The 11,930-nt window shown below is 63.3% G+C and carries 17 protein-coding genes and 1 tRNA gene; 10 read left to right on the forward strand and 8 right to left on the reverse strand.

What is annotated here, in order from left to right; translation table 11 throughout:
* Positions 1–62: 62 nt before the first annotated feature.
* Positions 63–1,325: an endonuclease/exonuclease/phosphatase family protein gene (locus ACKODO_RS00170; RefSeq protein ID WP_408981432.1), complete on the forward strand. Its 1,263-nt coding sequence runs from the start codon at positions 63–65 to the stop codon at positions 1,323–1,325.
* An 87-nt stretch (positions 1,326–1,412) separates the two neighbouring features.
* Complete coding sequence (gene pdxY / locus ACKODO_RS00175) at positions 1,413–2,264, forward strand: pyridoxal kinase PdxY (RefSeq protein ID WP_408981433.1); 852 nt, start codon at positions 1,413–1,415, stop codon at positions 2,262–2,264.
* A 113-nt stretch (positions 2,265–2,377) separates the two neighbouring features.
* Here the strand turns inward: pdxY and ACKODO_RS00180 are convergent, their stop codons facing one another.
* Both ACKODO_RS00180 and ACKODO_RS00185 read right to left on the reverse strand, forming a co-directional pair.
* The gene (locus ACKODO_RS00180; protein ID WP_408981434.1) at positions 2,378–2,563 is read right to left on the reverse strand and encodes a ComEA family DNA-binding protein; all 186 of its coding nucleotides are present in this window, start codon (positions 2,561–2,563) and stop codon (positions 2,378–2,380) included.
* A gap of 59 nt (positions 2,564–2,622) precedes the next feature.
* Positions 2,623–3,198 carry a hypothetical protein gene (locus tag ACKODO_RS00185; protein ID WP_408981435.1) on the reverse strand — a complete coding sequence of 192 codons (576 nt, stop codon included), beginning with the start codon at positions 3,196–3,198 and terminating at the stop codon, positions 2,623–2,625.
* Here ACKODO_RS00185 and ACKODO_RS00190 point away from each other — a divergent pair.
* The gene (locus tag ACKODO_RS00190; protein ID WP_408981436.1) at positions 3,197–3,352 is read left to right on the forward strand and encodes a hypothetical protein; all 156 of its coding nucleotides are present in this window, start codon (positions 3,197–3,199) and stop codon (positions 3,350–3,352) included. The genes ACKODO_RS00185 and ACKODO_RS00190 overlap by 2 nt on opposite strands.
* 115 nt (positions 3,353–3,467) lie before the next feature.
* On the opposite strand, the gene ACKODO_RS00195 is transcribed toward ACKODO_RS00190, so the two are convergent.
* Positions 3,468–3,830 (reverse strand): ComEA family DNA-binding protein, encoded by a 363-nt coding sequence (locus ACKODO_RS00195; protein WP_408981437.1) that lies wholly within the window; start codon positions 3,828–3,830, stop codon positions 3,468–3,470.
* A gap of 236 nt (positions 3,831–4,066) precedes the next feature.
* Here ACKODO_RS00195 and ACKODO_RS00200 point away from each other — a divergent pair, with 236 nt between their 5' ends.
* Entirely contained in the window at positions 4,067–4,978 is a 912-nt protein-coding gene (locus ACKODO_RS00200; RefSeq protein ID WP_408981438.1) for a PhzF family phenazine biosynthesis protein, read from the forward strand.
* Entirely contained in the window at positions 4,975–5,679 is a 705-nt protein-coding gene (locus ACKODO_RS00205; RefSeq protein WP_408981439.1) for an NUDIX hydrolase, read from the forward strand. Before ACKODO_RS00200 ends, ACKODO_RS00205 begins: the two co-directional genes overlap by 4 nt.
* A gap of 11 nt (positions 5,680–5,690) precedes the next feature.
* Here ACKODO_RS00205 and ACKODO_RS00210 read toward each other — a convergent pair whose 3' ends face one another.
* Both ACKODO_RS00210 and ACKODO_RS00215 read right to left on the reverse strand, forming a co-directional pair.
* Positions 5,691–6,023: a hypothetical protein gene (locus ACKODO_RS00210; RefSeq protein WP_408981440.1), complete on the reverse strand. Its 333-nt coding sequence runs from the start codon at positions 6,021–6,023 to the stop codon at positions 5,691–5,693.
* A 72-nt stretch (positions 6,024–6,095) separates the two neighbouring features.
* Entirely contained in the window at positions 6,096–6,419 is a 324-nt protein-coding gene (locus tag ACKODO_RS00215; protein WP_408981441.1) for a hypothetical protein, read from the reverse strand.
* 380 nt (positions 6,420–6,799) lie between these two features.
* Between ACKODO_RS00215 and ACKODO_RS00220 the strand changes: the two genes are divergently transcribed.
* The 5 genes from ACKODO_RS00220 to ACKODO_RS00240 all read left to right on the forward strand — a co-directional run bounded on the left by ACKODO_RS00220 (position 6,800) and on the right by ACKODO_RS00240 (position 10,604).
* Positions 6,800–8,368, forward strand: coding sequence for a 2-isopropylmalate synthase (locus ACKODO_RS00220; protein WP_408981442.1), 1,569 nt, complete (start codon positions 6,800–6,802; stop codon positions 8,366–8,368).
* 9 nt (positions 8,369–8,377) lie between these two features.
* Positions 8,378–9,292 carry an ROK family protein gene (locus ACKODO_RS00225; protein WP_408981443.1) on the forward strand — a complete coding sequence of 305 codons (915 nt, stop codon included), beginning with the start codon at positions 8,378–8,380 and terminating at the stop codon, positions 9,290–9,292.
* Between the two features lie 84 nt (positions 9,293–9,376).
* A complete protein-coding gene (locus ACKODO_RS00230; RefSeq protein ID WP_408981444.1) occupies positions 9,377–9,862 on the forward strand; it encodes a translation initiation factor 2 in 486 nt (161 codons plus the stop codon).
* Positions 9,863–9,932: 70 nt separating this feature from the next.
* Positions 9,933–10,008, forward strand: a tRNA-Lys gene (locus tag ACKODO_RS00235).
* Positions 10,009–10,235: 227 nt separating this feature from the next.
* Positions 10,236–10,604, forward strand: a complete 369-nt coding sequence (locus ACKODO_RS00240) for a hypothetical protein (protein WP_408981445.1) — start codon at positions 10,236–10,238, stop codon at positions 10,602–10,604.
* A 94-nt stretch (positions 10,605–10,698) separates the two neighbouring features.
* Here ACKODO_RS00240 and ACKODO_RS00245 read toward each other — a convergent pair whose 3' ends face one another.
* From ACKODO_RS00245 to ACKODO_RS00255, 3 genes are all read right to left on the reverse strand, one after another.
* Complete coding sequence (locus ACKODO_RS00245; RefSeq protein ID WP_408981446.1) at positions 10,699–11,013, reverse strand: hypothetical protein; 315 nt, start codon at positions 11,011–11,013, stop codon at positions 10,699–10,701.
* Between the two features lie 291 nt (positions 11,014–11,304).
* Entirely contained in the window at positions 11,305–11,649 is a 345-nt protein-coding gene (locus ACKODO_RS00250) for an SOS response-associated peptidase family protein (RefSeq protein WP_408981447.1), read from the reverse strand.
* Entirely contained in the window at positions 11,627–11,878 is a 252-nt protein-coding gene (locus tag ACKODO_RS00255; protein ID WP_408981448.1) for a hypothetical protein, read from the reverse strand. The genes ACKODO_RS00250 and ACKODO_RS00255 overlap by 23 nt, the downstream gene beginning before the upstream one ends.
* Between the last annotated feature and the right edge of the window lie 52 nt (positions 11,879–11,930).

Here is an 11,930-nt window from a genome sequence, read left to right on the forward strand (position 1 = left end):
AACCGGGCTTGCGCAAATCCGGTCGCCCCATGACGATGGGGCGGTCAGGAATCCCTTTGATCATGAATCGCATTCGCATCGCGACCTTCAACACCGAGAACCTTTTCACCCGGCCGGAATTCCTGAATTTCGGCGGGCGCCCCTCGGATCGTCGCATCGGCATGGTCGAGTTCAAGGATGCCGAGGAGCTGCGTCAGGCGCGGCGCATCTCCGAGGCCACGCTCTCCCGCATCGAGCGCCAGCTCACCGCGCAGGTGATCCTCGATGCGGATGCCGATTTCGTCGCCTTGCAGGAGGTGGATGATCGGGCGGCGCTCGAACTCTTCCGCGACGATTTCCTGCATACGCATCTCTCGCCGCGCCTCGCGCAGGCGCTGAGGCCGAAACTGCCGGCGCTGCTTGCCGAGGCAAATCGCCTGCATGGCGAGGAGCCCGACAACCCCGAGCAGGCCCGCGTCAGGGCGGCATGGCTGGAAGAAGCGCTGGATCGCGAGCGTCGCGCCATCGGCCGGCACCTCTACTACGATGATTTCGACGTGATCGAGGGAAATGACCGGCGTGGCATCGATCTCGGTTTTCTCTCGCGGCTCAAGCCAGGAAAAGTCACCCATTACGCGGCCTTCACTTACGATGATTTCGGCCTGTGGAGCGCGGAGCTTGCGCGCATCGCCGAGCAGGACTGGCGCAATTATGGCTCTGTGGGCGACAAGCCCGATGGCTCCATGCGTGTGTTCTGCCGCGATGTCGTGGCGGTGGATCTGGATGTGGGCGGCAAGCCACTGACCATCTTCAACTGCCATTTCAAATCGAACACCAACGGCCCGCGTGACAAGGGCAGGACCATCCGCGAGGCTGAGGTGAAGGCGCTGGCCGAGATCGTGCGGCGGCGCTTCCCGGACCCGGCGAGGGGAAACTGGGTGCTCTGCGGCGATTTCAACGATTACACCGAGGTCGACGGCTCGCCCGAGATGTACAGCCTCAGGACCGGCCAGCGGCAGCTCTCCACGCTGGGGCCATTGGTCGATCCCGCGCCGGACGGTCTTGGGGCGTTCGATTCCGTCCTCTGGATCGAGGACCCATGCGACCGCTGGACAACCTATTATCCGGCGGAAGACCTGCATACTTCGCTTGACCATATCTTCCTCTCGCCGGCGCTTGCCGCCGCGAATGCAAAGCGACCGGCGGCCGAGCGTGCGCCGGAGATCCTGCGCCGCGGCATGAGCTGGTCCATTCCACGCGGGCCCGAGCGCTATCCCGGCGTGGGCATCAATGATCCGAAGGCCTCCGATCACGCTCTCATCGCCATCACGCTGCAACTTCCGTGAAAAGCCGGCCCAGCTTCGCGCCTTGCTGATGCATCCATCACATTTCGGAACTGGACAGGCGGGGCCTGCGCCGTCGAGATTGCTGGCATGGCGATCCTTTCCATTCAAAGTCATGTGGCCTACGGGCATGTCGGCAATGCCTCGGCAGTCTTCCCGATGCAGCGGCTGGGCGTCGAGGTCTGGCCCATTCACACCGTGCAGTTCTCCAACCATACGGGTTATGGCGCCTGGCGGGGGCAGGTCTTCGATGCCGGGCTCATCGCCGATTGCGTGAGCGGCATAGCCGAACGCGGCGTGCTCGGCCAATGCGAGGCGGTGCTTTCGGGTTACATGGGCTCGCATGATACGGGCTCGGCCATTCTTGATGCCGTGGCGCGGGTGCGCGCAGCCAACCCCCGGGCCGTCTACGCCTGCGATCCCGTCATCGGCGATGTGGGCCGGGGCATCTTCGTGCGGCCGGGAATCCCGGAATTCATGCGGGATCGTGCTGTGCCCGCGGCCGATCTCATCACGCCGAACCAGTTCGAACTGGCCTGGCTCGCGGGCCGCGAGATCGCCACGCTCGCCGACCTGCGCGCGGCCCTGGCCACCCTGCACGCCATGGGCCCGAAGACCGTGATGGTCACATCCCTGATGCTGGACGATACGGCTTCCGATGCGGTGGATATCGCCGTGTCCCATCCCGGCGGATTGCACCGGATGCGCACGCCGAAGCTCGATTGCCATGTGAATGGCGCGGGAGATTGCATCGCCGCCTTGTTTCTCGTGCATTGCCTGCGGATGAGGGACCCTGCACGCGCGATGCAGCGCGCGGGATCGTCTGTCCACGGGCTCCTCACGCGGACGGTGGCGGCCGGGTCGCGGGAGATCCTGACGGTGGCGGCGCAGGAAGAATTTGTCGAGCCTTCGCGAATTTTTGCACTCGAAAGCGTGGCTTGAGCGAGGAAACGGCCGGCAAACTGGCCCTTTCCTTTTTTATCTGCCGAAAGCGATCAAAACCGGACATCCGATCGCGCAGGCGATCAAAAGCGCACACCCGATCGCGCAGGCGATCAAAAGCGCAACTTGCTCCTGATGGCTTCTTTGGCGTTCTTCGGCACCCCGTTGCGGGCCACCAAATCGTTCCAACCCTTGAAGCGGCCGCCCTTGTTGCGCGCCTTGATGATCGCCTTGGCGCGGGCCGAACGGACCTTCTCGAGATTTTCGGGTTCCGCTCCCGTGGCGGCATTCGGGTTCACGAGCTGGGCTTGGGGAGAGGCGGGGCGCAGGGGCGGCGCGGCTATCTTGGGCGCAGATGTTATCGGCTCCGAAACCAGATCAGCGCCGTGAACTGGGCGAGGAGAAGGAATGAACCGATTGCACACCAACTCCAGTTTATGACGGAGAAGGTCGAGGCGATGTAAGCAAGCCAGGGCGCGAAATCCGTCGGGTTTGAAAGCATGATCAGCGTGAAAATGTTTTCGATCACGTCCGATGCGGCAATGGCAGGCGCAATAGCGGCCAAAACAAGCGCAAGGCGGCGCCAGCCGGGATTGGGTTGCGCCTTGGCGATCAGGATGTGAATGAAGAAAAGCAGGCTCAAAAGTCCTGCGATGAAAATGAAATCCACCAATTGTGTGATGCGATAGATCTCGAACGTCCCATTCTTCAGAAGAAATTCATACCAGCCGCGAACCGACTCGGGGCTGAAGTTCAGCTGCCCGGGAATGAGTGCCGGCGGATAGGCCGATCTTTCATACAAGATCGTTGCCCAGGTCAGGCCACCCGCGCCGATCAGCATACTGATGGCGATGGCAATCCCGAGCTGGCCGTAACTCCAGCGTTCGGCGAGCTGGCCGAGGCGGTGCGTGACGCGTTCCAGAAACGGAGCCATGGAGCTCGACAATCCCGATGTCATGTTAATGAACGCGATCTTGCATATCTTTCAGACAGTTTCAAGCAGTGTGGCCCGAAGCTGCCTCAACGATCGCGGCCGAGAAGGAACGCTTCGAGCCGCGCAGATCATTGTAGTTGAGGTGGCGGCGTGACAGCAAAAAAAGGACCGGCAGACCGGCCCTTTCCATTTTCAGCCACCCAGAACGTCAAAAGGGGACACCCGATCGCGCAGGCGATCAAGAGCGCACACTCGATCGCGCAAGGCGATCAAAAGCGTACTTTGTTCTTGATGGCTTCTTCGGCGTTCTTCGGCACCACGTTGCGGGCCACGAAATCGTTCCAATCCTTGAAGCGGCCGCCCTTGTTGCGGGCCTCGATGATCGCCTTGGCGCGGGCCGAGCCAATCTGCTCGAGCTTGTCGAGTTCGGCTTCGGTGGCCGTGTTGAGGTTCACGAGCTGCGTCTGGGCGGTGGCAGGGCGCTGGGCCGGGGCGGGAGCCGTGGCGGCAGGGGCCGCGGGCGTTGCCGGGCGCTGCTGTGGCTGGGTGGTGGTCTGCGGGGCGTTCTGCGCGAAGGCGCTCGTGGCCAGAAGCAGGGCCGTGGTGCCGGCGAGGACAGATTTGATGATCATGTTCGAACACTCCTTTGAGTGCGGTTCCTCTGCAAAGACAAAGCGCCCGACCCCCAAGGAAAGAGGTCGAAGGGCCGTGAGGCAAGAGCGAACGACGTTCATTCCCGCCACCACGATTCAAAAGCTAGAACGCCTTGCCTGAATTGTCGCGCAACAGCGCGTTAGCCTCGCATTCATCTTGTGGGTTGCGTGGAAAGGCGCGCCCCGTCAAAAAGGTTGCAACGGGGACCAGCACCATGCCGCGCCATTTTCACACGCTCGATGTCTTCACGGACAGGCGCCACGAGGGCAATCCGCTCGCCGTCATTCTTGACTCAGATGTCCTGACCGATGACGAGATGCAGGCCATCGCGCGGGAATTCAATCTGCCCGAGACGGTTTTCGTCTTCCCGCCGGAGGATCAGCTGAACGCGGCGCGCATCCGCATCTTCACGCCGGGCAATGAGCTGCCTTTCGCCGGCCACCCCACGGTGGGAACGGCCGTGCTGCTGGCCGAGTTGCGCGCAGGCGAGATGCTCGGGGGCGCAGGCGTGACGATCGTGCTCGAGCAGAAGATCGGCCCGGTGCGCGTCGATGTCTCTCGCCGGCCCGGCCGCGCCAGCCGGGCGGTGTTTTCGCTTCCCCTGCTGCCGAAGCTGCTGGATCACGCGTTCGATCCGCTGGTCGTGGCCGCTGCGATCGGGCTTGATCCGGTCGAGATCGGCTTCGGCGCGCATGGCATCGCGGCCTGGAGCGCTGGCGTGCCCTTCGTGATGGTGCCGGTGCGTTCGCTGGAAGCCATTGGCCGCGCGGGCATTGCCGATCTGCGCGCCTGGGCGCAGGCTTTCGGCGTGACCGGCAAAAGCGCCGCCTATCTCTACACCCGCGAGACCGTGCATGCCGATCACCATGTGCATGCACGCATGTTCGCGCCGAAAATGGGTATTCCGGAAGACCCGGCGACGGGCGCGGCGGTCGCAGCCTTCGCGGGCGTTGCCGCGACCTGCGAATTGCCGGAGGATGGCGTGCATCAGCTTGTCATCGAGCAGGGTTTCGAGATGGGCCGCCCCAGCCTCATCGCGCTGGACCTCGACATCCAGCATGGCGCGCTGGTGGCCGCAGCGATCGGGGGAAGCGCGGTTCGCATGAGTGAAGGCGTGTTGCTGTGAGCGGCTTCGAAATTTTCGGGACCGACGAGATCGACGCCGTCCTCGAGCCCTATGATTGGCCCTTTCCGCGGGAGCGAGAGCCCGAAATTGCCGGGATATGGACGCGCGAAACCGCGCGCACGGCCTCCATTTTCAATGGTCGCGTGCTGATCCAGCATCGGGGTGAGCGGGACGGTCGGGTGTTCCGGGCGGGATATTCGCCCACGGATTATCGCTCGTTCCTGGGCTGGATGCGCCTTGGCAATCCGCCGCCGCTGGTGCGCAACGGCTTCGCCATGGCCGCGCTTCAGGCACGCGATGGCGCCTTTCTGCTGGGCGAGATGGGTCCGCATACCGCCAATGCCGGGAAAATCTATTTCGCGGCTGGCACGCCCGATCTCGATGACGTGGTCGACGGGCGGGTGGATCTGGCAGGTTCCGTTCTGCGCGAACTGGGCGAGGAAACCGGGCTCCTGCCCGCTGATGTCACGGTCGAGGCCCGCTGGACGAGTGTCATGGGAACATCCCGCATCGCCTTCATGCGGCCGGTACGCATTGATCTTCCGGCCGAGGATGCACGTGCACTGATGCTCGAGCGCATGAAGACGCTGGAAGAGGAAGAGCTCGCCGATATCCACATCGTCCGGGGGGCGGACGAGCTCGACGAGGCGAGAATGCCAGCCTTCCAACTCGCTTTCCTGCGGCACATGTTCGGGGTTTAGGTCTTTCGGGTTCAGCCTGCGGGATAGCCAAACCGCGCGCGCGTCGCCCGGACATGCGCGGAGGCGCCGCCGGCATTGCCGGAAGCGCACATCGTATCGGCCTTCTGCATCTCGCCCTCGATCTGGTCGAAGACGGTCTTCGTGGTGTGGCCGGTCTCGATGTCGTTCTTCATGATCGCGCGGAAGCGGGCGATATCGGCCGCGCAGCCCGTGCCTTCCGGCAGGCGGAAGCCCGCCGGCGTGATGGAAACGCCGCGCGGCTCCTGCGCCACGGGCTTCGGCGGCTCGGTGCTCTGGCAAGCGCCGAGCGCGAGAAGGGCGATCAGGGACACAGCGCGGAGCATCACGCAAACCTCGTTCGAATCAGGACATGGACGGGCCGCGATCCTAGAGGCGCTCGCGGCAAAATACATCCGTCAGCTCACTTCCGGCGGGCATTTGCGCCAGATCCTCGCTTCACCTTCGCCGATTTTCACCGCGATGCTCTGGTCCATGCGGCGAAAGCGCATCTCCACGCGCTGGCCGGCCTCGGGCTCGCCGGCAGGCATCGCGAAGAGATAGGTGTAGCGGAGATATTCGCCCGCAATCTTCAGCCCCCCCGTGCCCCAAAGCCCGAGCGAGCCTTCGATGATGATGCGTCGCCCATCCTCCGAACACCATTTGCCGTCAATCGAATCCGCGACGGCGGGCGTCGCCAGCAGAAGCACCGCGAGGCTCGGAGCGAGGCGCAGGTTGGGCATGGTCCATCTCCTGGAATTCCGGGGCGAAAGGCCAGTCAACTCCAGAGCGGTGCGGCCCGCAAGAGGCGTTCAATCAGCCGCTTGCCAGACCGGAAAGGCTGGGTTACGATTTTTTTGTTGGCCGAAACTGGACTTGAAGCCTTTGACGAAAGCCGCCACCCGCGCTCTGGAAATTCGTCAGACTCGCTGCCTCGAAGCGGCGGCGATCGGCTTCGTGCTTCTCCTTTCGCTTCTTCTCCTTATCAGCCCCTGAGGGCCGTCCGGGTGTTGCCTGGGCCTTCAGGGGATGGCGCGCAATAAAATTTCCCGCTACAGAGCCCGTATCCCGACGATTCCGAAAGAGAATATTCGGCGCGGGCGCGCTTGAGAGGATTCCTACCATGTCCCAAGATACCGTTTCAAAGGACCGCGTTCTGATTTTCGACACCACCCTGCGCGACGGGGAGCAATGCCCCGGCGCCACGATGACCTTCGAGGAAAAGCTGGAAATCGCCGATTTCCTTGATGCGATGGGCGTGGATATCATCGAGGCCGGCTTCCCGATTGCTTCGGATGGTGATTTCGAAGCCGTCACCGCCATTGCCAAGCGCGTCAGGCGCGCCTCAGTTGCCGGGCTCGCCCGCGCGGGCGCGAAGGATATCGACCGGGCTGGCGAGGCGGTGCGCCATGGTGTCATCCCGCGCATCCACACCTTCATCTCCACCTCGCCGGTGCACATGAAACACAAGCTGCAGAAAGAGCCCGATGCGGTTCTGCAGCTGGTGATTGACAGCGTCACCCGGGCACGCAACCTCGTGCCGAATGTCGAATGGTCGGCAGAAGATGGCACCCGCACGGAAATGGATTTCCTGTGCCGCTGCGTCGAGGCTGCCATCAAGGCGGGTGCCAACACGATCAACATCCCGGATACCGTGGGCTATACCACGCCGGATGAGTATCGCGCCCTGTTCGAAACCGTGCGCAACCGCGTACCGAATTCCGACAAGGCGATCTTCTCGGTCCATTGCCACAACGATCTTGGCATGGCGGTCGCGAATTCCATCGCCGGCGTGATGGGTGGCGCCCGGCAGATCGAATGCACCATCAACGGCATCGGCGAGCGCGCGGGCAATGCGGCGCTGGAGGAGATCGTGATGGCGCTGAAGACGCGCGGCGATGTCTTCCCTTTCGAAACGGGCATCGAAAGCACCATGCTGAACCGCGCTTCCAAGCTCGTCTCGGCCGCCACTTCCTTCCCGGTGCAGTACAACAAGGCCATCGTGGGCCGAAACGCCTTCGCGCATGAGAGCGGCATCCACCAGGATGGCATGCTGAAGAACACCCAGACCTACGAGATCATGACGCCGGAATCGGTTGGCGTCTCGAAGACCTCGCTTGTCATGGGCAAGCATTCGGGTCGCAACGCCTTCCGGGACAAGCTCAAGGGCCTCGGCTACGAAGTGTCCGACAACCAGCTGGAAGATGCCTTCGTGCGCTTCAAGGCGCTGGCTGACCGCAAGAAGCACATCTACGACGAGGATATCGAGGCGCTGATCGACGAGAATCTCGCGACTGCCGAGGATCGCGTGAAGGTCGTGGCGCTGACGGTCATCGCCGGCACGATGGGGCCGCAATCCGCGACGCTGACGCTGGACATCGAAGGGCAGCACCGCACGGTGCAGGCCACCGGCAATGGCCCGGTGGATGCGACCTTCAACGCGATCCATCAGCTGATCCCGCATGAGGCAAAGCTGGAGCTTTATCAGGTCCATGCCGTCACCGAGGGCACGGATGCGCAGGCGGAAGTCTCCGTCCGGCTCGCGGGCGGCGACGGGCGGCTTGTGACGGGGCGTGCGGCTGATCCCGATACGCTCGTCTCCTCCGCCAAGGCCTATATCGTGGCGCTGAACAAGCTGACCCATGCGAGGGGTGCCGCGCGCGGCGCGGTTCGCGTGCATTCCACGCATTGAGGCCGGCCCATGCGGATCGGGGTGGATCTCGGCGGCACCAAGATTGAAGTCGTCGTGATCGACGATGCGGGCACGGAACTTCTCCGCCACCGCATCCCTACGCCGCGCGGAACCTATGAGGGCATTCTCGATGGGCTGTGCGGCATCGTGCGCGAGGCGGAGAGCCGCCTCGCGAGCCTTGGCCATGCCGGTCCGCACACGGTCGGCGCAGGGATTCCCGGTGCCATCTCGCCGCGCACGGGGTTGGCGATGAACGCCAACTCCACCGAGATCAATGGCAGGCCGCTGAAGCAGGATCTCGAGACCGCGCTTCAGCGCGAGATCCGGCTCGCCAACGACGCCAATTGCCTCGCGGTCTCGGAAGCCGTGGATGGCGCGGCCGCAGGCGCGAAAGTGGTGTTTGCCGCCATTCTCGGCACGGGGTGCGGGGCAGGCGTCGCCCTCGACGGCGCGGCCTGGGAAGGCCCGCATCGCATCGGCGGCGAATGGGGCCACAACCCGCTGCCATGGCCTTCGCCGGAAGAACTCGCCATGGCCGAGACCTGCTGGTGCGGCAAGCCGGGCTGCCTCGAAACCTGGATTTCCGGCACCGGATTCCAGAACGATTTCCATCGCTTGACGGGCCGCTCGCTGAAGGGGCGCGAGATCATCGCCGCGATGGAAGCGGGTGACACGGAGGCCGCGGCGAGCTTCGATCGCTACGTCTCGCGCCTTGGTCGGGCGCTGGCGGCCATGGCGAACATCCTTGATCCTGAGGTGATCGTGCTGGGTGGTGGCATGAGCCGCATTCCGCAGATCTATGAACGCCTCCCGGCCGAGATCGGACGCTGGGTGTTCTCCGATCACTTCCGCACGCCCATTCGCCCGGCCCTGCATGGCGACAGCTCCGGCGTTCGTGGCGCCGCCTGGTTGTGGGGGCGTTGATCCTTGACAAATCCGATAGCGGCTGCGAGATTTCGAAAAGCCCCCGGGGGGCATCTGAGGATTTCTGGAAGGGTATTCGTAATCATGGTTCGTTTTCTGCCGCCGGTTGCGGCTTTTTTTCTTGCTTTCACTCTGGCCGGTTGCGCCACCGTCACGCGCGGCACCAAAAATGACGTCGAGTTCGTCTCCGAGCCACCTGGCGCGGTGGCCACGACGTCGCTCGGCAGCTCCTGCACCACCCCCTGCAGCCTGCGCTTCAGCCGCAAGGAAGAGTTCAGCGTGGTCTTCAGGCTCGCCGGCCATGCGGACGAGACCGTCGAGGTGAAGTCGAGGCTTGGCGGTGCCGGGGCAGCCGGTCTTGCCGGAAACGTGATCCTCGGCGGCGTGGTGGGCATCGTGGCAGACGCGGCCTCCGGCGCCACCTTGGAGCATGCGCCGAACCCCGTGAAGGTGATTTTGCGCAAGCTTGAACGCGAGCGCGCTGCGCCCCGTCCGTCAGCCCCGCGCCGGCCAGCCCGACCGCCGGCCCCGCAGGCGGAACTTTCCGGCCCGACCGCCAAACAGGGCTGATTTCCGGCTGGACAATCCGTCGCAAATGCCCTAGCAACCCGGCTTCCGGGAAGCCATGCGCCTCCTTGATGGGTGTGTAGCTCAGTTGGTAGAGCAGCTGACTCTTAATCAGCGGGTCCAAGGTTCGAATCCTTGCACACCCACCAAAAATCCTTCGCAGTTACAGATGTTTGCTATGCTCCGTTATCGACATAGCGGAGAGTGCAAACGACCGGGTAAGCACGGGGTAAGCACGACGTGAGATTTGGCCGGGGTTTCCTCGGCCACCGGAACGCGCCGGAGCCGCGTGCACTCCCTAGCAGCGCCCCTTAATCGCTGGCATGGTGCGGGCACAGATGGGAGCGCGCTGCCGCTGGCGCGGCGCTCCCATTCAATGCGCGGCGAGGGATTGACCATGCACTGGATTGCGATGATCGGGCTTGCGGTCGTTCTGATCCCTTTCTTCCTGCTTCTCTTCGCGATCGATCTCGCGCTCTACCTGATCGGCCTCGCCGTCCTGTTTGTGCTCGGGGGAATCGCTTGGCTCTTGCTCGGGAGCGAGGCACTTGGCTTGATCGCCCTGATGGCAATCGGCATTCTGCTTTTGCGGCGATACGGTCGCGACCTCATTGCGGCATTCAATGCGGCAAGATATGGGGTCGCGCAGCCGGTCATGCGGAATCAACCGCCTAAGGACCCCGAGGCCCGTCTTAAATGGGCAAACCGGGAAGGCGAGTTTGCGGATGACAGGAAGCGGGAATAACGGTCGCGGTTCTCTCGGTCGGAAACGTATCGGCTAGAGAAAGTCCCTGCACGGCACAGCTTGCCGTGGTGGATGGAAACCCCCTGATCGCCCGTCACCATCCGCACGAATGATCGTGATAGGCTTTCAGAGCAGAGCCTCCTTGCGAGACAGCTTGCACAACACGGGTGAGATGCACTGTTGTATCCACAAGCTCATCGGCAATCTGACGAGCAAGATCAAGGTCGATCTCGGAAATCGCTACGAGAGCGTCACCTCTGAAATAATCCAGCTCCGTTTTGTCCCGTGCTATTGCTTGAAGCACCGAAAGAGCTTCGTTGTAGCCGCCCTCTCCCAGGAAGCTGATGGCATAGCGCCGTTTTGGCATCAACCTGTTCGGTAGCTCCGCGATAACCAGAGGCACTACCATTTTCCCTGCTAGGCGTAGAGGCTCGGCTTGCAGGCACTCAGGACGAGGCTCGCCGTCGTAGAAGGCCGCAAGCGCGGCTTCAGGAGTACTGAACGGATTGCGGAGCAGAACCCACGTGCTCCCAGCAAACAACGCGAGAACGATTCCCAGCCCCGCCCATAGCTTCCACCGCATCTCTCTCGACCTTTATCGCTAGCACATTCCGCACCGGGCGATCCTTAACGGGAGGCTCGTAACAGCCCCCCTCTTGGGCCGCCTCTCTCCCTACCTGCCCGCTTCGCCCAGAACAATTCATGTTATGCGCTTAAGCGCGCGATCCTCGGGAAGCGGGCGTTGCAATTCGAGCGCGATCTCGACAGGCGCTTGAAGCCACGTCTCCCACTCTCCGGGCGTCGTCAGGACAACCGGCATCGCCTTGGGATGGATCGGGCGGACGACGGCATTCGGTTCGGAGGTGAGGAAGCTGAAGAGCAGGTGCTCGCCTTCGATCGGGTCTTTCTTCGTTCCCCGCGTCCCGGTCCATGGTCGCCAGATGCCGGCGAAAGCCGCCATCGGCTCATCATCCCCTAGCGCAAACCAGCGCTGCGTTTTCTTCGGCGTCGTGTCCTCCCATTCAGAGAAGGCCGTGAAGGGCACGAGACAGCGATAGGCCGGTTTCAGCCATGGACGCCAGAAGGGGGAGGAGACGTTCCGAACGTTGACGACGGGCGGGCCTTGGATCGTCGGCGGCGATGGCCAGAGCGAGGCAGGCGAGCAGCCCGGCGACTTGCGTCGTCCGTCGATCGAGCGCGAGAAGGGCGCGCACCCATCCCGGCCGATGGGCCGGCCTCGTTTCCGAGGCCGGGTTTTGGCTCAGCGTGCTCATGTCACTTCCATTCGCGGATCTGGCGCAGGAGATCCGCACCGAATTGCTTCTC

The sequence above is a fragment of the Rhabdaerophilum sp. genome, assembly GCF_046092605.1.
Lineage (GTDB): Bacteria > Pseudomonadota > Alphaproteobacteria > Rhizobiales > Beijerinckiaceae > Rhabdaerophilum.

Bases quoted from the DNA above. Each gene is read 5' to 3' on its own strand.
- ACKODO_RS00170 (WP_408981432.1), top strand. From the start codon at position 63: ATGAATCGCATTCGCATCGCGACCTTCAACACCGAGAACCTTTTCACC.
- pdxY (WP_408981433.1), top strand. From the start codon at position 1,413: ATGGCGATCCTTTCCATTCAAAGTCATGTGGCCTACGGGCATGTCGGC.
- ACKODO_RS00190 (WP_408981436.1), top strand. From the start codon at position 3,197: ATGGAGCTCGACAATCCCGATGTCATGTTAATGAACGCGATCTTGCAT.
- ACKODO_RS00185 (WP_408981435.1), bottom strand. From the start codon at position 3,198: ATGGCTCCGTTTCTGGAACGCGTCACGCACCGCCTCGGCCAGCTCGCC.
- ACKODO_RS00195 (WP_408981437.1), bottom strand. From the start codon at position 3,830: ATGATCATCAAATCTGTCCTCGCCGGCACCACGGCCCTGCTTCTGGCC.
- ACKODO_RS00200 (WP_408981438.1), top strand. From the start codon at position 4,067: ATGCCGCGCCATTTTCACACGCTCGATGTCTTCACGGACAGGCGCCAC.
- ACKODO_RS00210 (WP_408981440.1), bottom strand. From the start codon at position 6,023: ATGCTCCGCGCTGTGTCCCTGATCGCCCTTCTCGCGCTCGGCGCTTGC.
- ACKODO_RS00215 (WP_408981441.1), bottom strand. From the start codon at position 6,419: ATGCCCAACCTGCGCCTCGCTCCGAGCCTCGCGGTGCTTCTGCTGGCG.
- ACKODO_RS00220 (WP_408981442.1), top strand. From the start codon at position 6,800: ATGTCCCAAGATACCGTTTCAAAGGACCGCGTTCTGATTTTCGACACC.
- ACKODO_RS00225 (WP_408981443.1), top strand. From the start codon at position 8,378: ATGCGGATCGGGGTGGATCTCGGCGGCACCAAGATTGAAGTCGTCGTG.
- ACKODO_RS00230 (WP_408981444.1), top strand. From the start codon at position 9,377: ATGGTTCGTTTTCTGCCGCCGGTTGCGGCTTTTTTTCTTGCTTTCACT.
- ACKODO_RS00240 (WP_408981445.1), top strand. From the start codon at position 10,236: ATGCGCGGCGAGGGATTGACCATGCACTGGATTGCGATGATCGGGCTT.
- ACKODO_RS00245 (WP_408981446.1), bottom strand. From the start codon at position 11,013: ATGGTAGTGCCTCTGGTTATCGCGGAGCTACCGAACAGGTTGATGCCA.
- ACKODO_RS00255 (WP_408981448.1), bottom strand. From the start codon at position 11,878: ATGAGCACGCTGAGCCAAAACCCGGCCTCGGAAACGAGGCCGGCCCAT.